The organism is Microbacterium sp. Root1433D1, from assembly GCF_001426835.1.
In the GTDB taxonomy this organism is placed as follows: domain Bacteria; phylum Actinomycetota; class Actinomycetes; order Actinomycetales; family Microbacteriaceae; genus Microbacterium; species Microbacterium maritypicum.
This window is the reverse complement of sequence record NZ_LMFN01000002.1, coordinates 157,014-173,402: the sequence shown is the minus strand read 5'-3', so window position 1 is coordinate 173,402 and position 16,389 is coordinate 157,014. Positions and strand designations below refer to the sequence as shown.

Sequence of the window (16,389 nt, the reverse complement as noted above, 5' to 3'; positions counted from 1 at the left end):
CCTTACAGACCGATCGCGGAAACGGGCGTCGAGTCCGTGGAGGTCGACTTCTCGTCGAGCTCGCGGAGCTGACCCTCGATGTAGCCGCGCAGCTGCGAGCGGTAGTCGCGCTCGAAGTTGCGGAGTTCGGTGATACGAGCCTCGAGCGTGTTGCGCTCGCGCTCGAGTCGGGCCGACTCCTCGCGCTGCTTGGCCTCGGCCTCGGTGCGGATGCGGGCGACCTCGGTCTCGGCCTCGGCGATGAGCGCGTTGCGCTTCGCCTCACCCTCGGCGACGTGCTCGTCGTGCAGACGCTGTGCGAGTTCGATGATGCCGGCGGTCGCGGTGGCGGAGCCGGTCGGAGCGGGCTCCGCAGGAACCTCGGCGACAGGGGCGGCGGCGGCCGGAGCCTCGGCGGCAGCGGGAGCGGCGGCTTCAGGAGCAGCACCGGACTCGTATGCGGCCAGCTTGGCCTTCAGCTCGACGTTCTCCTCGAGGGCCTTGCGCCACTCGATGACGATCTCGTCGAGGAAGTCGTCGACCTCGTCCGGGTCGAAGCCGTCCTTGAAGCGGACGTGCTGGAACTGCTTGGTGACGACGTCATCCGGGGTAAGTGCCATGGGTGGCTCCTCTTTCGATGAGTTCGATTGCCAGTATCGATGTATGGCGTGGTCGTGATGTGGCGCGAACCCGGGGCGCGCACCTGGGTGCCAGCATAGCCCCCGCGCATTGGCGCCGCGATGTCACGACACCCAGAGTGGGCGAAGTGGTCGAGGTCCGATCGGGAGACACGCCTGGATTTCAGCGGATGAACAGCCCGACGACGTTCATCAGAATCAGAACGATGAGAAGGGTGAGCGTGAACCCGAAATCAAGAGAGAGCGAACCGATCCGCAGCGGCGGGATGATCCGCCGGAAGAACCGGATGGGCGGATCGGTGAGCGTGTAGACCGCCTCGGCAGCCACCAATCCGAAACCCTTGGGACGCCACTCCCGATTGAACATCGGGATGTAGTCCAGGATCAGGCGCGCGAAAAGCACGAAGACGTACAGGAGGAGCACCAGATGGACGATGCTCGCGAGAACGGAGACCAGCTGCACGGGCTACGACTGGTCGAAGCCCGCAGACTCGGCGTCTGCGTGTGCGATGCCCCCGTGACCCGAGACGGCGATGTTCTCCGGCGACAGCAGGAACACCTTCGAGGTCACGCGCTCGATACGGCCGTAGAGACCGAGAGAGAGCCCGCTCGCGAAATCGATGAGGCGACGCGCGTCGGCGTCGCTCATCTGGGAGAGGTTGATGATGACCGGGACGCCCTCGCGGAAGCTCTCCGCGATCAGCTGGGCGTCGCGGTACTGCTTCGGGTGGACGGTGAGAATCTCGTTCACGGCTCCTGCAGACGGCTGGCGGACGGCGACGGGGCGACGAAGCGCCGTGACGGGGGCCGGTGCCGGCTCCTCGCGGTCACGGTCACGTTCGCGGTGAGCGCGGGCGGGTGCCTGCGTCTCCTCCTCGTAGACCTCTTCTTCATCGGCGAGGCCGAGATACACCATGGTCTTCTTCAGCGGGTTACCCATCGTGTCCTCCGGTTCGAACGTGTCGGGCTGGTCTTTTCACAGGTTAACCCCGGTCTGGTCGGGGGCCGGTGATTGCGGAGCCGATCCGCAGGTGTGTCGCGCCGGCGGCGATCGCCTCGACGAAGTCTCCGGTCATCCCGGCAGAGATCCAGGAAGCGGAAGGTTCCACTGCGCGGACGCCGTCGGCGACATCGCGCAGACGGGCGAAGGCCGATGCGGGCTCCTCGTCGAGGGGCGCCACGGCCATGACGCCGCGCAGACGCAACGACGGCAACGCCAGGACGTGCTCGGCGAGTGCGACCGCCTGAGCGGGCGTGGCTCCCCCGCGACCGGGATCATCGGTGAGGTTGATCTGCACGAGCACGTCGAGCCGATCGTCGCCGTCCGCCGCCCGGTGGAGGGCATCGGCGAATCGATCGCGATCGACCGAATGCACGACGCCCGCACTCCTGCGGATCGCGGCAGCCTTGTTCGTCTGCCCCTGCCCGATGAAATGCCAGCGCAGATCCAGAGCCGCGAGTTCGCCCTGCTTGGCCGACAGCTCCTGCTGGCGGTTCTCGCCGACGTCGTGCACACCGAGCTCGTACAGGTCGCGCACCAGGGATGCCGGGTGGAACTTCGTCACCACGATGCGGGTGATCTCCTCGGCGCTGCGCCCTGCAGCGTGCGCGGCCACGGCGATCTTCTCGTCGATCGCCGACAGCCGCGCCGCCAGGAGGGACGACCCCGAGGCGTCGACCGGCGGGGTCACTTCAGGAATTCGGGGATGTCGATGTCGTCATCCGCGAAGGCCGGCTCGATGCTGGTCGCCGGCACACGCTGCTGCACGGGCTCGGGCTTGACCGTCTCGGTCTTGCTCTCGGTCTCTTCGGTGAGCGCGACCTCGGGAAGCGTCGTCGCGGCCGGCCGAGACACGACCATCGGGTCCAGACGCAGAGAGGGCTCGCCGCCGTCGAAGCCTGCCGCGATGACCGTCACCCGCACCTCGTCGCCGAGCGTGTCGTCGATAACCGTACCGAAGATGATGTTCGCCTCCGGGTGAGCGGCTTCCTTGACGAGGTCGGCCGCATCGTGGATCTCGAAGATGCCGAGGTTCGAGCCACCCTGGATCGAGAGGAGCACGCCGTGCGCGCCCTCGATGCTCGCTTCCAGGAGCGGAGACTCCACGGCCAGCTCGGCGGCCTTGATCGCACGGTCGGCGCCGCGTGCGGATCCGATGCCCATGAGCGCGGATCCCGCGCCCTGCATGACCGACTTCACGTCGGCGAAGTCGAGGTTGATGAGACCCGGGGTCGTGATGAGGTCGGTGATTCCCTGCACACCGGCGAGGAGAACCTGGTCAGCGGTGGCGAAGGCCTCGATCATCGAGATGCCGCGGTCGCTGATCTCGAGGAGACGATCGTTCGGCACCACGATGAGGGTGTCGACCTCTTCCTTGAGCTTGGACACGCCGGCCTCGGCCTGGCTCTGGCGACGACGACCCTCGAACGAGAACGGCTTGGTCACGACACCGATGGTGAGGGCACCGATGGACTTCGCGATGCGAGCCACGACGGGCGCGCCACCGGTTCCGGTGCCACCGCCCTCGCCGGCCGTGACGAAGACCATGTCGGCACCGGTCAGCGCCTGCTCGATCTCCTCGGCGTGGTCCTCGGCGGCACGACGACCCACCTCGGGGTCGGCACCGGCACCGAGGCCGCGGGTGAGTTCGCGCCCCACGTCGAGCTTGACGTCGGCGTCGCTCATCAGCAGCGCCTGGGCGTCGGTGTTCACGGCGATGAACTCGACTCCGCGGAGGCCGAGATCGATCATGCGGTTGACGGCGTTGACGCCGCCACCGCCGACGCCGACGACCTTGATCACGGCGAGGTAGTTCTGGTTCTGGCTCATGGCCGGCCTCCGATTATTCGAGCCTGGAAGTGGGTGAACCTTAAACCTCAAGTAGAGGTGTAAAGTATTTCCCGGTATTGCGTTCTCTTTGATCGAAGGTAAGCGCCGCCCGGCCGCGTGCGCGCGAAGACACGGGCGTGTCGCGCCATTGCCCCGCGAAAGCGATCAGCCCGCGACCGCGACCTCGGGAGAAGTGACATCGATCGAGGCGGCATCCGGCTTCGCCGCCATGGTCTTCGAGAGGACGATGGCCTTCAGCGCGGACTTCTCGGCGCTCCCCCAGACGACCGTCAGCCCGCTGCTGAGGGTCAGGGTCACGTCATCGGCCGTCGTGGCCCTGATGCCGGTCAAGGCGGCGCGCACGTCGGAAGGCAGAGAGCGGACGACGAGACCGGCGCTGCGGAACGCCGCGGAATCCACACCACCCGCCACATCGATCACCGGCTGCCCCGCCGGCTGATCCGACGTGGTGGAGAGGGCGACACCGGCGGCATCCACCAGCGTGTAGCCGGCCTCCGAACGGATGACGCCCACCGGGGTGCGTTCCACGATGCGCACCGTGAGGTCGTGCGGCGGGCGCGCTTCGAGGGCATACGTCTCGATGAGCGGGAAGGCGAGCAGCGCCGCTTTCACCTTGCTCGAATCGACGAGCGCGAGGGGGGTTCCGAGCTGGTCGCCGAGGGCGGCCTCGATCGCTGCGGGGTCGAGGCTGGTGGCACCGTCGACGGTGATCTTCTGCACGGCGAAGAGCGGACTGTAGGCCGCCGCGACGCTGCCTCCGACGAGCAGGAGCGCGGCGCCGATGCTGCTCAACCAGATGATCCTGCGCCGTCGGGATCGCTGGGTGAAGCGTCGGATCTCGGCGCGAAGGGCCTTGCGTCGCGCACGCGCCGCACGCCAGACATCTCGCGTCGACGTCGGCTGCGGGTCATCGCCCGAGTCGTCGTCCGCGCTGTCGTCGGGAGTCACCGCGTCGATCGAGGCGAGCTCTTCCTCCACTCCGGCGTCGCGACGTCGTCGGCGAGGCGTCGCCGGCGGCGCGGCGGCCTCCTCCCCCGGGCGCCCCGGGGTGGTCGGAAGCGGTGCGGGCCGACGCATCGACTACGCCTCGTCGGTCCGACGCAGCGAATCCAGGACCTGCGGGATGATCTGGTAGACGTTTCCGCAGCCGAGCGTGACGACGAAGTCGCCGTCTCGTGCGACCGTCGCCGTGTAGTCGGCCGCCTGCTGCCAGTCCGCGACGTAGTGCACGTGCGACGGGTCGCGGAAGGCTCCGCTCACCAGCTCACCGGTTACTCCGGGCACAGGGTCTTCCCTGGCTCCGTACACGTCGAGCATCACCGTGTGATCGGCGAACTCCTCGAGCACGTCGGCGAACTCCTGGTACATGTGCTGCGTGCGGGAGTACGTGTGGGGCTGCTGGATCGCGATGATCCGCCCCTGCCCGGCGATGCTGCGCATCGCCTCGAGAGCCGCGCGGACCTCGGTGGGGTGGTGCGAGTAGTCGTCGTACACCGTGACGCCGCGCTCGACGCCGTGCTGCTCCAGACGACGCACGGTGCCCGCGAACCCCTCGACGGCGCGAACGGCGTCGGCGAGCGGGTAACCGAGCGCGCGCAGAACCGTGACCGCTCCCGCCGCGTTGATGGCGTTGTGCACACCGGGAACGGCGAGCTGCATGCGCGCCTGCTCCTCGCCATGCGTCAGCGTCGCAGCGACGGGGCCTGCGGCGACGATGTCGGTGACCCGCACATTCGCGCCCTCGGCCTGACCGAAGGTGAGGATGTTCGGATGCGAGAGCCCGGCGCCGACCCGCAGCGCCCCGGCGTCGTCGCTGGAGATCACGACAGCCTCGGTGGCGGCGTCAGCGAACTGCACGAACGCCTGGTGGAACGCCTCGTCCGAGCCGTAGTGATCCAGGTGGTCGGGATCCACGTTGGTGATCAGCGCGACCGCGGTGTCGTACAGCAGGAACGTGCCATCGGATTCGTCGGCCTCGATGACGAAGAGGTCGCCGGAACCCGTCGCGCTCGACGCACCGAGCTGCTCGATCACACCGCCGTTGACGAAGTGCGGGTCGGCGCCGAGCTCACGCAGCGCCGTGACGATCATGCCCGTCGACGTCGTCTTTCCGTGCGCACCTGCGACCGAGACGAGGCGACGGGAGCCGATCAGCCAGTGCAGTGCCTGCGAACGATGGATCACGTGGAGTCCGCGGGCCTTCGCCGTCACGAACTCGGGATTCTCGGGCCAGATCGCGCCCGTGTGCACGACCGTGTCGGCGTCGCCGAGATGGGCGGCGTCGTGACCGACGTGAACAGTCGCTCCCGCGGCGGCCAGTGCCCGCAGGTTGTCGCTGTCGGCACGGTCGCTGCCGGAGACCCGGATACCAGCGTCGAGGAACATCTTCGCGAGACCGCTCATGCCGGAACCGCCGATGCCGATGAAGTGCGCGGCGGTGATCGTGTCGGGAATGGGGAGGGAGAGGTCGGGTCTGATCATGTCCGCTTCAGTCTACTTTTCTTCGGTCTCACCGACCGCGTCAGGCGGCGACGAGTGCGCGATCGATGAGAGTGATGACGTTCTCGGTGCCCGTGCGGGTGCCGGCCGACTCCGCGGCCGCCGCCATCCGCGCGATCCGCGCCGAGTCTCCGAGCAGCGGGACCACGATGCGCCGAACCGCGTCACCGTCGAACGTGGCATCGTCGAGGAGTTCGGCGGCCCCGGCCGCGACAGCGGAGGCGGCGTTCAGACGCTGCTCGCCGTTGCCCACGGAATAGGGCACGTAGAGTGCGGGGATACCCAGGGCGCTGATCTCGCTCACGGTCGCCGCGCCGGACCGGGAGACGATCAGATCGGCCAGCGCGAAGGCGAGATCCATGCGGTCGACGTAACGGCGCAGGGCGTAGCCGGTGACGCCGGGGTCGGGGAGGTCGCTGCGCTCTCCCGTGACGTGCAGCAGCTGCCACCCGGTGTCCAGGATGTCGCGCCACGAGTCCTCGAGCGCCTCGTTGAGACGCTGGGCACCCAGCGACCCCCCGAAGACGAGGAGCACGGGCCGCTCGACGTCGAGGCCGAAGTACTCCGCGGCCTCCGCGCGGGAAGCCGCGCGGTCGAGGGCGATCACTTCCTGGCGTAGCGGCATGCCGACGACCTCGCCGCCGCGCAGCGGGGTGCCTTCGAAGGCGACGCCCACTGCGGCCGCGCGGCGGGCACCGAGCACGTTCGCCAGCCCCGGCTTGGCATTGGCCTCGTGCACCACGAAGGGCACACCCTCCCGACGGGCGGCGACGTACGCCGGGGCTGAGGCGTACCCGCCGAAGCCGACCACTACGTCGATGCCGTGCCGACGGATGTGGGCGCGCACCTGGGCGATGGCCCGGCGGAAGCGCCCGGGGAAGGACAGGGCCTGCCGGTTGGGGCGCCGGGGGAACGGGACCTTGTCGACGATCAGGAGCTCGTAGCCGCGGGCGGGGACGAGACGGGACTCCAGCCCCTCGGCCGTGCCGAGCACGAGGACGGACGCGTCGGCATCGCGCGCGCGAAGACCATCCGCGACCGCGAGCAGGGGATTGACATGACCGGCGGTGCCACCGCCGGCGAGGAGATACGAAGTCACCTGGTGACCCTACCCCGCTCGGCTGACTGCTTCTCGGTCACGGGGATCGTGCGTGCGAACGCGAGCAGCACACCGCACGCGATCAGCACCGCGAGCAGGGCCGTGCCGCCCTGGGACATGAACGGAAGTGGGACGCCCATCACCGGGAAGACGCCGATGACGACACCGACGTTCATGACGGCCTGGCCGACGATCCACACCGTGATGCCGCCGGCCGCCACCCGGATGAACGGGTCCGGGGTCTTGCGGATGATGTGGAAGGCGCCGATCGTGAAGAACGTGAACAGGGCGAGCACGACGATGCAGCCGATCAGGCCGAGCTCCTCACCGACGATAGCGAAGATGAAGTCGTTGCCCGCGGCCGGGAGCCACCCGTACTTCTCCTGCGAGTTCCCGAGTCCGAGACCGAAGATGCCGCCGGTGGCCATCCCCCAGATCCCATGGATCGACTGGTAGCAGTCCGTGTAGTAGAGCGCCATGTTGTCGCAGGTCGCCGTGATGCGCCGCATGCGGTCTTCGCTCGACAGCGCGTAGGCGAGCACGGCGATGATGCCGAGGATCAGCGGAATGATGAACAGCCGGAGCTTGACCCCGGAGAAGAAGAGGCACCCGAGCAGGATGAGCACCAGCACCATGGCGGTACCGAGGTCCTTACCCGCGAGCACCGTGCCGATCGCGAGTGCACCGACCGGGATCACCGGGATGAACACGTGATGCCAGGTGCCGAGCATCGTGCGTTTACGCAGGAGGACGGCCGCGATCCACAGGACCAGGGCGAGTTTGAGGAACTCGGAGGGCTGCAGCGTGAAGCCCGCGATCTTCACCCAGTTCCGGTTTCCACCGTCTTCGATGCCCAGCGGCGTGAACACGAGCATCTGAAGCGCCACGGCGCCGAACAGCGCCGGCCATGCCATCCTCTTGAGGAAGTCGACGGGCAGGCGACTGATCAGGAACATCAGCGGAATGCCGAGGAGCGCGAACACTCCCTGGCGCAGCACGCCGTCCATGGGGTTGACACCCTTGGAGACGGCGGTCGCACTCGTCGCCGAGAGCACCATGACGAGACCGAAGAGCGTGAGGAGAAGTGCGGTCGAAGCGATGAGCAGGAACTCGGTGGACACCGGGGTGAACCGGCGTCCGAGCGACACCCGGGCTGCGAGTCCGCCCGACTCAGAGCGCGGAGGGCGAGATACCTGTGTCATCGGCGCTCCCCCGGTCGATCCAGTCCCGCACCGCCTCGGCGAAGCGATGGCCTCGTTCCGCGTAGCCGGAGAACTGATCGAAGGATGCCGCCGCCGGGGCCAGCAGGACTGTTCCCTCGTCGTCGACGATTCCCGCGGCGATCTCCACGACACGGTTCATGACCTGTCCAGTCTCGCCAGCATCCACCTCGAACACCGGCACCCCGGGCGCGTGTCGCCGGAATGCCGTGACCACGGCGGAGCGCTCGACCCCGATCACGACGGCAGCACGTGCCGTCGCTCCGACCTCGGAGACGAGGTCGGAGATGTCGACGCCCTTCAGATCTCCGCCGAGCACCCACACAGATCCGGGGTACGCGCGCAGCGACGACGCCGCGGCGTGCGGGTTCGTCGCCTTGGAGTCATCGATCCAGGTGATGCCACGGTGCCGGGCGATCACCTGGATGCGGTGCGCATCGAGCCGGAAGGACTGAAGCGCGGTGTGGATGGCCTCCGGCTCGACGCCGAGTGAACGCGCCAGGGCGCTCGCGGCGAGGATGTTCTGCACGACGTGGGGGGCGGCGAGACCCGCGGCGTCGAGATCGGCGACGGTCGTCAGCTCGAGGGCGCTGCGCGAGCGATCGTCCAGGAACGCTCTGTCGACGAGCAGTCCCTCCACCACGCCGAGATCGCTCGGTCCGGGGATGCCCAGATCGAAACCGATCGCCCGAGCGCCTTCCACGACCTCCGCCTCCTCGACCATCCGCCGGGTGGCCTCGTCGGCCTTGTTGTAGACGCACGCGATCCTGGTGTTGCGATACACCACAGCTTTCGCGTCGCGGTAGGCCTCTGCGCTCCCGTGCCAGACGAGGTGGTCGTCTGCGAGGTTGAGGCACACCGATGCGTAGGGGAACAGCTCTCCCTCGGGACTCGACTGCCCCAGATACCAGAGCTGGTGGCTGGAGAGCTCGACCACGAGCACGTCGAAGCCGGCAGGGTCGCGCACGGCGTCGAGCACCGGTACGCCGATGTTGCCGCACGGAGCCGCTCGCAGCCCGCCCGCGACGAGCAGCGTGGCCGTCAGCTGGGTCGTCGTCGTCTTGCCGTTGGTCCCGGTGATGAGCACCCAGTCCGCCGGTGTGCCGTCGGGTCGGACGACCTTGTCCCGCACGCGCCAGGCGAGTTCGACGTCACCCCAGATCGCGATGCCGGATTCCTGCGCCCAACGGATGAGCGGGTGAGCGGGAGAGAAGCCGGGCGACGCGATGATCACCTCGGGGGCGAAGTCGATGAGGACGCTGGGAACCTCATCGAGCGGACCCAGCTCGAGCCTCGCGCCGATGACCGGGAGCAGACGCTCGTACTCCTCCTCGGCGGACTCGCTCAGCACGAGCACGTCGGCGCCGAGCTCGGCCAGCGTGTCCGCCACCGAGAAGCCCGTCATCGAGAGACCGAGCACGGCGACGCGCAGACCGCGCCAGTCGGCGTTCCAGCTCGTCAGCCCTGCCAGACGGTCAGTCGACACGCGTCAGCCATTCGACATAGAAGAGTCCGACGGCCGAGACGGCGAGCAGCCCGGCGATGATCCACATCCGCACCACGATCGTGACCTCGGACCACCCGCGCATCTCGAGGTGGTGATGGAACGGACTCATCAGGAAGAGGCGCTTGCCGCGCGTGAGCTTGAAGTACGTGCGCTGCAGGATCACGGACCCGGAGGACAGGACGAAGACGCCGGCGATCACGAGCAGGAGGAGCTCGGTGCGGGTCAGGATCGCCATCGCGGTGATGACGCCGCCGATCGCCATCGAGCCGACGTCGCCCATGAAGACCTTCGCCTTGGGCGCGTTCCACCAGAGGAATCCGATGAGGCTCGCGGCGAACGAGGCGGCGATGATCGCCAGGTTGAACGGGTCGCGCACCTCGTAGCACCCGCCGAGGGCATCGGGATCGCCGCCGATGCAGGGCTGCTTGAACTGCCAGAAGGCGATGACGCTGTAGGCGCCGACGACGATGACGCCGGCGCCTGCGGCGAGCCCGTCGAGACCGTCCGTCAGGTTCACGCTGTTCGAGGTCGCGACGCCGATGATCGAGATCCACACGAGGTAGAGGATCCAGCCGAGCACCACGCCGAACGCGAAGAGGTTGAGCCAGGTGATGTCGCGGAACAGCGAGATGGCAGAGCTCGCCGGTGTCTGACCCCACTTGTTCGGGAAGTTCAGCGCGACGATGCCGAAGGGGATGATGACCAGCAGCTGGCCGATCACCTTGCGCCAGCCCGAGAGCCCGAGACTGCGCTGGCTGCGCACCTTCATGTAGTCGTCGATGAATCCGACGGCACCGAATCCGACCATCAGCCAGATCACCAGCAGCGCGGAGAGGGCGGGGACTTCACCGCTCACCAGCACGCCGGTGAAGTAGCCGACCATCGAGCCGACGATGAAGATGACACCGCCCATCGTGGGGGTGCCGCGCTTGGCCTCATGGCTGGGGTTGTGGACGGACTCCGGGGTACGGATGACCTGCCCCCAGCCCCACTTCCGGAAGAGCCGGAGGAAGACGGGAGTCAAGAACAGGGTGAAGGCGAGCGAGATCGCCGCCGACATGATGAGAGACCTCACGAGAACAATTCTCCCAGACGATCGCCGAGATGCCGGAGGCCCACGGAGTTGGATGACTTCACGAGCACGCGGTCGCCGTCGCGGAGCTCGGTGCGGAGGTATTCGAACGCCGCGTCCTGGTCGGGCAGATGCACGGCCTCGCTGTCCCAGGAACCCTCACCGACCGCGGCGAGGTACAGCCGCCGCGCCTCGGGTCCGACGACCACGATCCGGCGGATGTTGAGGCGCACCGCGAGCAGCCCGATGCGGTCGTGCTCCTCCCCTGCGCTCTCGCCGAGCTCGCTCATGGCACCGAGCACCGCGACCGTGCGCTCCTCGGGGCCGGTGATCTGCGCGAGTGTGCGCAGGGCGGCCGCCATGGAGTCGGGGCTGGCGTTGTAGGCATCGTTGATGATCCGCACCCGGTCGCTGCCCAGGGGCTGCATGCGCCACCGCTCGGCGATCTCGACCGTCTCGAGGCGGGCGACCGCGTCGGCGGGGGCGACACCGAGCACGTGCGCGGCGGCGATCGCGGCCAGGGCGTTGGAGACGTGATGCGCACCGAGCACGCGGAGCCGCAGGGGCAGTCGGTCGCCGTCGACCTCGACGACGCATGCGGTCCCGGCGGCAGACACCTGGATGTCGTGCGCGCGCACGTCGGCTGCGGGCCCCTGGCCGAAGCCGACCGTGCGCAGCCCGCGGGAGTCCGCGAGGTCGCGCATGGCGGCGACCCTGGCGTCGTCGACGTTGAGCACTGCGGTTCCGGGCACGCGGGCGGCGGCGACCAGTTCGGCCTTCGCCTTCGCCGTCGCCTCGATCCCGCCGAATCCCCCGGCATGCGCCATACCGACCATCAGCACGACGGCGACATCGGGCTCCACGAGGCCTGCGAGGTGAGCGATGCTCCCGGGTGCCGCCGCTCCGAACTCGCTCACGAGGAAGCGGGTGCTCTCGGTGACCCGGAGCATGGTGACGGGAGCGCCGACCTCATTGTTGAACGACTTCACGGGGGCGACGGTCTCGCCCTCGGCTTCGAGGATGCGCGCGAGGAAGTTCTTGGTGGTGGTCTTGCCGTTCGATCCGGTGATGCCGACGATGCGAAGGTCTCCGCCGGCACGGACGCGCGCGACGACCTCCTTCGCGAGCGCACCGAGAGCTGCGACCGCATCCGGTACGACGATCTGACTGACGGCGACGTCGACGGGGTGCTCGACGATCGCCAGCACGGCGCCTGCCTCGGCGGCGGCACCGACGAAGCGGTGGCCGTCGGTCTCGGCTCCGGGCTTGGCCACGAAGATCGACCCGGGGCCCATCGTGCGTGAATCGGTGTCGACGAGTCCGTCGACCACGGTCTCGGTCGTGTCTTCTCCGGCCACGCGCAGATCACCGCCGACAGCGGCGGTGATCTCAGCGAGCGTCAGGGCGATCATGTCATCTCCATGCGCGGCTCTCGCCGACTATCCGAACTTGGGAAGGAGCTCGTCCATCGGGACAGAGGACGGCATCACGCGATAGGTCTTCATCACCTGCGTCATCGCCTTCTGGAAGGCGGATGCGGTGGCCGCGGACGATACAACCTTAGTCGGCTCGTCCAGGGTGACCACGACGACGTACTGCGGATCGTCGACCGGCGCGAAGCCCACCATGCTGGTGTAGTAGACCCCGGCCTTGTAGCCGCCGTTCCCGTCGGAGACCTGCGCGGTACCGGTCTTGCTGGTCACACGGTAGCCGGGAACCTGGATGCGCTCGGCGTTGCCGCCCTGCACCGCGACGTTCTCGAGCATCCGGGTGAGCTCGGCGGCCGTCTGCTCCTGGATGATCTGCTCGTGCTTCGGATCCGCCGCCTCGGTGACGGTGCCGTCGGCTCCAGTGCACGACTCGACGAGCGAGAGATCGATCTTCTCGCCGCCGTTCGCGATCGCCTGGTAGGCGCCGGCGAGCTGGGCGGCCGTCACGGTGAAGTACTGCCCGAATGTCGTCGTGTAGAGCGACTGGTTGTCCCAGTCGCTGACCGGGTGCAGGATCCCCCCGACCTCGGACGGGAAGTCGAGCGTCTTCTCGCCCACGCCGAACCGCTCGAGGTAGTCGTACCGCACCTCGGGGCTCACCATGGTGCCGAACTTCGACAGCGCGACGTTCGACGAGTCGATGAGTCCACCGGCGAGGGTGTAGTTGTAGGCGGGGTGGCTGAACGCGTCGTTGACGACGGCGCCGTTCGGGAACTTCTCGCGAGAGGAAGCGCTCACCGTGCTGAGGGGCGTCAGTCCAGCGCCCTCGATGGCTGCAGCCGCGGTGACGGCCTTGAAGGTCGATCCGGGCTCGAAGTCGCGGTGGAAGATCTGACTCGCCCTGGTCGCCGGTGTCGAGGCGTCGAGGTCGTTCGGGTCCAGCGCCGGCCACTCGGCCGCAGCGCGGATCTTGCCCGTCTTCACCTCGACGACCGTCACCGTGCCGCCCTTGGCGCCCTGGGTCTGGGCCTCTTCGGCGATCATCTGCTGCAGGTACCAGTTGAGGTCGCTGTTGATGGTCAGTTGCACGGAACCGCCGTTCACGGCGTCGATGGTGCGCTCGCTCCCGGGGATCACGACGCCGTCCTTGCCCTTGCGGTACGTCTCCTCCCCGTCGATGGGAGCCAGGCACGAGTCGTCCAGCTTCTCGACGCCGGCCTGCGCTTCGCCCGAGTTGTCGAGGAAGCCGAGGAGGTTGCCGGCGACCGCGCCGTTCGGGTAAACCCGCGTCTCGCGTGACGGCATGCTCAAGTAGGAGGAGATGCCCAGCGCCTTGAGTTTCATGAACTGGTCGGTGTTGAGTCCGCGCTTGAGGGCCACGTACTGGCTGTTGGGGTTCTCGGCGAGAGCGTTCGACACCAACGCGCGAACCTCCTCGCCGGTCTGTCCGGTGATGGCCGCGATCTTGTCCGAGGCCTCGGCCCAGGGCAGCTTCGGGTCCTTCTCCTCCACCAGCATGATGACCTGCGGGCTGAGCTGCGCGTCGTAGACCATCACGCTCGACGCCAGGACCGTGCCGTCGGCGTCGAGGATCGAACCGCGCTGCCCGGGGATGGCCGAGCTCGCGCCCAGATGCTCGAGCGACTCGGAGACGTGCTCGTCGGCGCTGACCACCTGGATATCGACCAGCCGCACCACGAAGGCGACCAGCACCGAGAGGATCACGGCGAGGGCGACGACGGTGCGTCGCCGCGGTCCGCGGGTGGCTCGTGTCGTCATGGGATCTCTCCGTCGATCGTGGGTGTCAGTGCGTCGTGGGGCTGGGGAGGCCGTCGGTGATCGACGGCGGGAGTTCCTGCGCCGGCTGCTCGGTCGTGGCCGTCCCGTCCTCAGCCTCCGCAGGAGGAGGAGGAGGCGGCTCCACGATGAGCGAGTTGCTCACGGCTCCGACGCCGGCGGGGTTGACCGTGGATGTCCAGTCGGCGCCGACCCCGGTGCCGAAGACGGCTCCGTCGCTGAGGCGCAGGTAGGACGGCGAGCCCGCCACGACCATGCCGAGTCCGGCGGCATTGCCCGCCAGTACCTGCGGCGAGCTGACGCCGGTGAGCTCCTCCTGGAGCGCCTGGGTCTTGAGGTTCAATTCGCGCTGCTGCGACGAGAGGCTGGCAAGGGTGAACGAGTCCTGGGTGATGGCGAGCGACAGTGCGATCTGCGCGGCACCGATCGCGAGCGCTCCACCGAGTGCGACGAGGGCGTAGGCGAGCTTCGGCTTGCGACGGACGGCCGGCCGGGTGACCGGCTGCAGCTTCCGCTGCGGGGTCCGCTCCGGTGCGACCGGCTGCACCGGTTTGCGGACGACGGCATTCAGGCTCATACGCTCTCCCGCAGCTTCTCGGCGGCGCGCAGGCGCACCGGGATCGCCCGCGGGTTGCGCGCGCGCTCGTCATCGTCTGCGAGTTCTGCGCCCTTGGTCAGGATGCGGAAGCGCGGAGCATGTTCGGGGAGCTCGACCGGGAGCCCGGCGGGTGCGGTCGAGGAGGAAGCGGCGGCGAACGCCTGCTTCACGAGGCGATCTTCGAGCGACTGGTACGACATCACGACGATGCGTCCTCCGACGCCGAGCGCGTCCATGGCCGACGGAATCGCGTCTGCGAGCACGTTGAGCTCCGCATTCACCTCGATGCGCAGCGCCTGGAACACGCGCTTGGCCGGGTGACCGGCGCGTTGCGCCGCTGCGGGTGTCGCCGCGATCAGGATCTCCACGAGCTCGCCGGAGCGCGTGATCGGCTGCTTCTGACGCGCGTCGATGATGAAGCGGGCGTAGCGGCCGGCGAGCTTCTCCTCGCCGTAGCGTTCGAAGATGCGGCGGAGGTTGCCCTCGCTGTAGGTGGCGATCACGTCAGCGGCGGTGACACCCTTCGTCTGATCCATCCGCATGTCGAGCGGGGCGTCCTTCGAATACGCGAACCCGCGCTCGGCCTCGTCGAGTTGCAGGGACGAGACGCCGAGATCGAACAGGATCCCCGAAGCTCCCTGCGCGTGGAGCCCGATCTCGTCGTACACCGTGTGCACGAGAGTGACGCGATCACGGAAGCGAGCGAGCCTCTCCCCCGCGATGCGCAGCGCGTCGGTGTCGCGGTCGAGTCCGACCAGACGGATGTTCGGGAAGCGTTCGAGCAGTGCCTCGGAGTGGCCTCCCATGCCGAGCGTGGCATCGACGAGCACCGCTCCGTCCGCCTGGAGGGCGGGAGCGAGCAGCTCGACACAGCGGTCGAGCAGGACGGGGGTGTGTATGTCTCGGAGGTTCATGATCTTTCTCGGGGTGACCTTCGGCTCTGATCCCCCTCCGCTTCTCGACCCGGCACCGGGGAAGTGTGTCGGGGCGGGAGCGGCGGGGCATCACAGCCGTGGTCAGAAGAGTCCCGGAATCACCTCCTGCTCGAGGTCGGAGTAGGTCTCCTCGCCGGCGGCGAGGTAGGCGTTCCAGCTCTCGGCATCCCAGATCTCGGCGTGGGCGCCGACTCCGGTGACGATGAGTTCCTTCTGCAGGCCTGCGTACTGACGCAGGTGCGCCGGGATGGTGATGCGGTTCTGGCTGTCTGGCATCTCCGCGCTGGCTCCGGAGAGGAACAGTCGCATGAAGTCACGCGCCTGCTTGTTGGCGAGCGGGGCCTGACGGATCCGCTCGTGCATCGCCTCGAACTCGGCCGTGCTGAACACGTAGAGGCACCGCTCCTGGCCTCGGGTGACGACGATGCCGCCGCCGAGGTCTTCGCGGAACTTCGCAGGAAGGATGACCCGTCCTTTGTCGTCCAGCTTCGGTGAGTGCGTACCCAGCAACATCGGCCATCACCCCCTCTGCGTCCGGCCAACTCGAGGTGCGCCCCACTTTACTCCACTTTCCTCCACATACCTACGACCAATCCGCAGGCAAAGCATGCCGACGACGATCGGCGCGCCGAAGAGCCGCGGAATTACGCGGTGGAGGAAGGTGGAGGGCTAGTGGAGGGATTTCCCACCCATCGAGATGGCCCGTTCCCCGCGGGGAGTTAACGGCAGAAGCCCGGATGCTCAGCATCCGGGCTTCTGTCGTG

16 protein-coding genes are annotated in these 16,389 nt (G+C 68.1%); all 16 read right to left on the bottom strand.

Going from position 1 to position 16,389, the window contains the following annotated elements; all coding sequences use genetic code 11:
• Positions 1-2: 2 nt before the first annotated feature.
• Entirely contained in the window at positions 3-599 is a 597-nt protein-coding gene (locus ASD13_RS06705; protein ID WP_055867351.1) for a DivIVA domain-containing protein, read from the bottom strand.
• A gap of 181 nt (positions 600-780) precedes the next feature.
• Positions 781-1,080 (bottom strand): YggT family protein, encoded by a 300-nt coding sequence (locus ASD13_RS06700; RefSeq protein ID WP_017830234.1) that lies wholly within the window; start codon positions 1,078-1,080, stop codon positions 781-783.
• Positions 1,081-1,083: 3 nt separating this feature from the next.
• On the bottom strand, positions 1,084-1,557 hold the full coding sequence (locus ASD13_RS06695) for a cell division protein SepF (protein WP_055867349.1): 474 nt from the start codon (positions 1,555-1,557) through the stop codon (positions 1,084-1,086).
• A 43-nt stretch (positions 1,558-1,600) separates the two neighbouring features.
• Entirely contained in the window at positions 1,601-2,308 is a 708-nt protein-coding gene (locus tag ASD13_RS06690; RefSeq protein WP_055867344.1) for a YggS family pyridoxal phosphate-dependent enzyme, read from the bottom strand.
• Positions 2,305-3,447, bottom strand: coding sequence for a cell division protein FtsZ (ftsZ, locus tag ASD13_RS06685; protein ID WP_017830231.1), 1,143 nt, complete (start codon positions 3,445-3,447; stop codon positions 2,305-2,307). Before ftsZ ends, ASD13_RS06690 begins: the two co-directional genes overlap by 4 nt.
• A 165-nt stretch (positions 3,448-3,612) precedes the next feature.
• Positions 3,613-4,545, bottom strand: a complete 933-nt coding sequence (locus ASD13_RS06680) for an FtsQ-type POTRA domain-containing protein (protein ID WP_055867341.1) — start codon at positions 4,543-4,545, stop codon at positions 3,613-3,615.
• Positions 4,546-4,548: 3 nt separating this feature from the next.
• Complete coding sequence (gene murC / locus ASD13_RS06675) at positions 4,549-5,949, bottom strand: UDP-N-acetylmuramate--L-alanine ligase (protein WP_055867338.1); 1,401 nt, start codon at positions 5,947-5,949, stop codon at positions 4,549-4,551.
• A gap of 40 nt (positions 5,950-5,989) precedes the next feature.
• Entirely contained in the window at positions 5,990-7,066 is a 1,077-nt protein-coding gene (locus ASD13_RS06670; protein WP_017830228.1) for a UDP-N-acetylglucosamine--N-acetylmuramyl-(pentapeptide) pyrophosphoryl-undecaprenol N-acetylglucosamine transferase, read from the bottom strand.
• Positions 7,063-8,268: a putative lipid II flippase FtsW gene (gene ftsW, locus ASD13_RS06665; protein ID WP_055867335.1), complete on the bottom strand. Its 1,206-nt coding sequence runs from the start codon at positions 8,266-8,268 to the stop codon at positions 7,063-7,065. The genes ASD13_RS06670 and ftsW overlap by 4 nt, the downstream gene beginning before the upstream one ends.
• A complete protein-coding gene (gene murD / locus ASD13_RS06660; RefSeq protein ID WP_055867332.1) occupies positions 8,237-9,772 on the bottom strand; it encodes a UDP-N-acetylmuramoyl-L-alanine--D-glutamate ligase in 1,536 nt (511 codons plus the stop codon). The genes ftsW and murD overlap by 32 nt, the downstream gene beginning before the upstream one ends.
• Positions 9,762-10,868: a phospho-N-acetylmuramoyl-pentapeptide-transferase gene (mraY, locus tag ASD13_RS06655; RefSeq protein WP_017830225.1), complete on the bottom strand. Its 1,107-nt coding sequence runs from the start codon at positions 10,866-10,868 to the stop codon at positions 9,762-9,764. Before mraY ends, murD begins: the two co-directional genes overlap by 11 nt.
• Positions 10,865-12,277 carry a UDP-N-acetylmuramoyl-tripeptide--D-alanyl-D-alanine ligase gene (locus tag ASD13_RS06650; protein ID WP_055867329.1) on the bottom strand — a complete coding sequence of 471 codons (1,413 nt, stop codon included), beginning with the start codon at positions 12,275-12,277 and terminating at the stop codon, positions 10,865-10,867. Before ASD13_RS06650 ends, mraY begins: the two co-directional genes overlap by 4 nt.
• A 27-nt stretch (positions 12,278-12,304) precedes the next feature.
• Entirely contained in the window at positions 12,305-14,074 is a 1,770-nt protein-coding gene (locus ASD13_RS06645; protein ID WP_055867326.1) for a peptidoglycan D,D-transpeptidase FtsI family protein, read from the bottom strand.
• A gap of 25 nt (positions 14,075-14,099) precedes the next feature.
• Positions 14,100-14,669 (bottom strand): hypothetical protein, encoded by a 570-nt coding sequence (locus tag ASD13_RS06640; RefSeq protein ID WP_055867324.1) that lies wholly within the window; start codon positions 14,667-14,669, stop codon positions 14,100-14,102.
• The gene (rsmH, locus tag ASD13_RS06635) at positions 14,666-15,604 is read right to left on the bottom strand and encodes a 16S rRNA (cytosine(1402)-N(4))-methyltransferase RsmH (RefSeq protein ID WP_017830221.1); all 939 of its coding nucleotides are present in this window, start codon (positions 15,602-15,604) and stop codon (positions 14,666-14,668) included. Before rsmH ends, ASD13_RS06640 begins: the two co-directional genes overlap by 4 nt.
• A 102-nt stretch (positions 15,605-15,706) precedes the next feature.
• Positions 15,707-16,138, bottom strand: coding sequence for a division/cell wall cluster transcriptional repressor MraZ (gene mraZ / locus ASD13_RS06630; RefSeq protein ID WP_017830220.1), 432 nt, complete (start codon positions 16,136-16,138; stop codon positions 15,707-15,709).
• Between the last annotated feature and the right edge of the window lie 251 nt (positions 16,139-16,389).

What these genes read in the sequence shown, in the direction of transcription:
- ASD13_RS06680 (WP_055867341.1), bottom strand. Translation starts at nt 4,545, where the DNA reads ATGCGTCGGCCCGCACCGCTTCCGACCACCCCGGGGCGCCCGGGGGAG.
- ASD13_RS06650 (WP_055867329.1), bottom strand. Translation starts at nt 12,277, where the DNA reads ATGATCGCCCTGACGCTCGCTGAGATCACCGCCGCTGTCGGCGGTGAT.
- mraZ (WP_017830220.1), bottom strand. Translation starts at nt 16,138, where the DNA reads ATGTTGCTGGGTACGCACTCACCGAAGCTGGACGACAAAGGACGGGTC.
- murC (WP_055867338.1), bottom strand. Translation starts at nt 5,949, where the DNA reads ATGATCAGACCCGACCTCTCCCTCCCCATTCCCGACACGATCACCGCC.
- rsmH (WP_017830221.1), bottom strand. Translation starts at nt 15,604, where the DNA reads ATGAACCTCCGAGACATACACACCCCCGTCCTGCTCGACCGCTGTGTC.
- ASD13_RS06695 (WP_055867349.1), bottom strand. Translation starts at nt 1,557, where the DNA reads ATGGGTAACCCGCTGAAGAAGACCATGGTGTATCTCGGCCTCGCCGAT.
- ftsW (WP_055867335.1), bottom strand. Translation starts at nt 8,268, where the DNA reads ATGACACAGGTATCTCGCCCTCCGCGCTCTGAGTCGGGCGGACTCGCA.
- ftsZ (WP_017830231.1), bottom strand. Translation starts at nt 3,447, where the DNA reads ATGAGCCAGAACCAGAACTACCTCGCCGTGATCAAGGTCGTCGGCGTC.
- ASD13_RS06645 (WP_055867326.1), bottom strand. Translation starts at nt 14,074, where the DNA reads ATGACGACACGAGCCACCCGCGGACCGCGGCGACGCACCGTCGTCGCC.
- ASD13_RS06705 (WP_055867351.1), bottom strand. Translation starts at nt 599, where the DNA reads ATGGCACTTACCCCGGATGACGTCGTCACCAAGCAGTTCCAGCACGTC.
- ASD13_RS06640 (WP_055867324.1), bottom strand. Translation starts at nt 14,669, where the DNA reads ATGAGCCTGAATGCCGTCGTCCGCAAACCGGTGCAGCCGGTCGCACCG.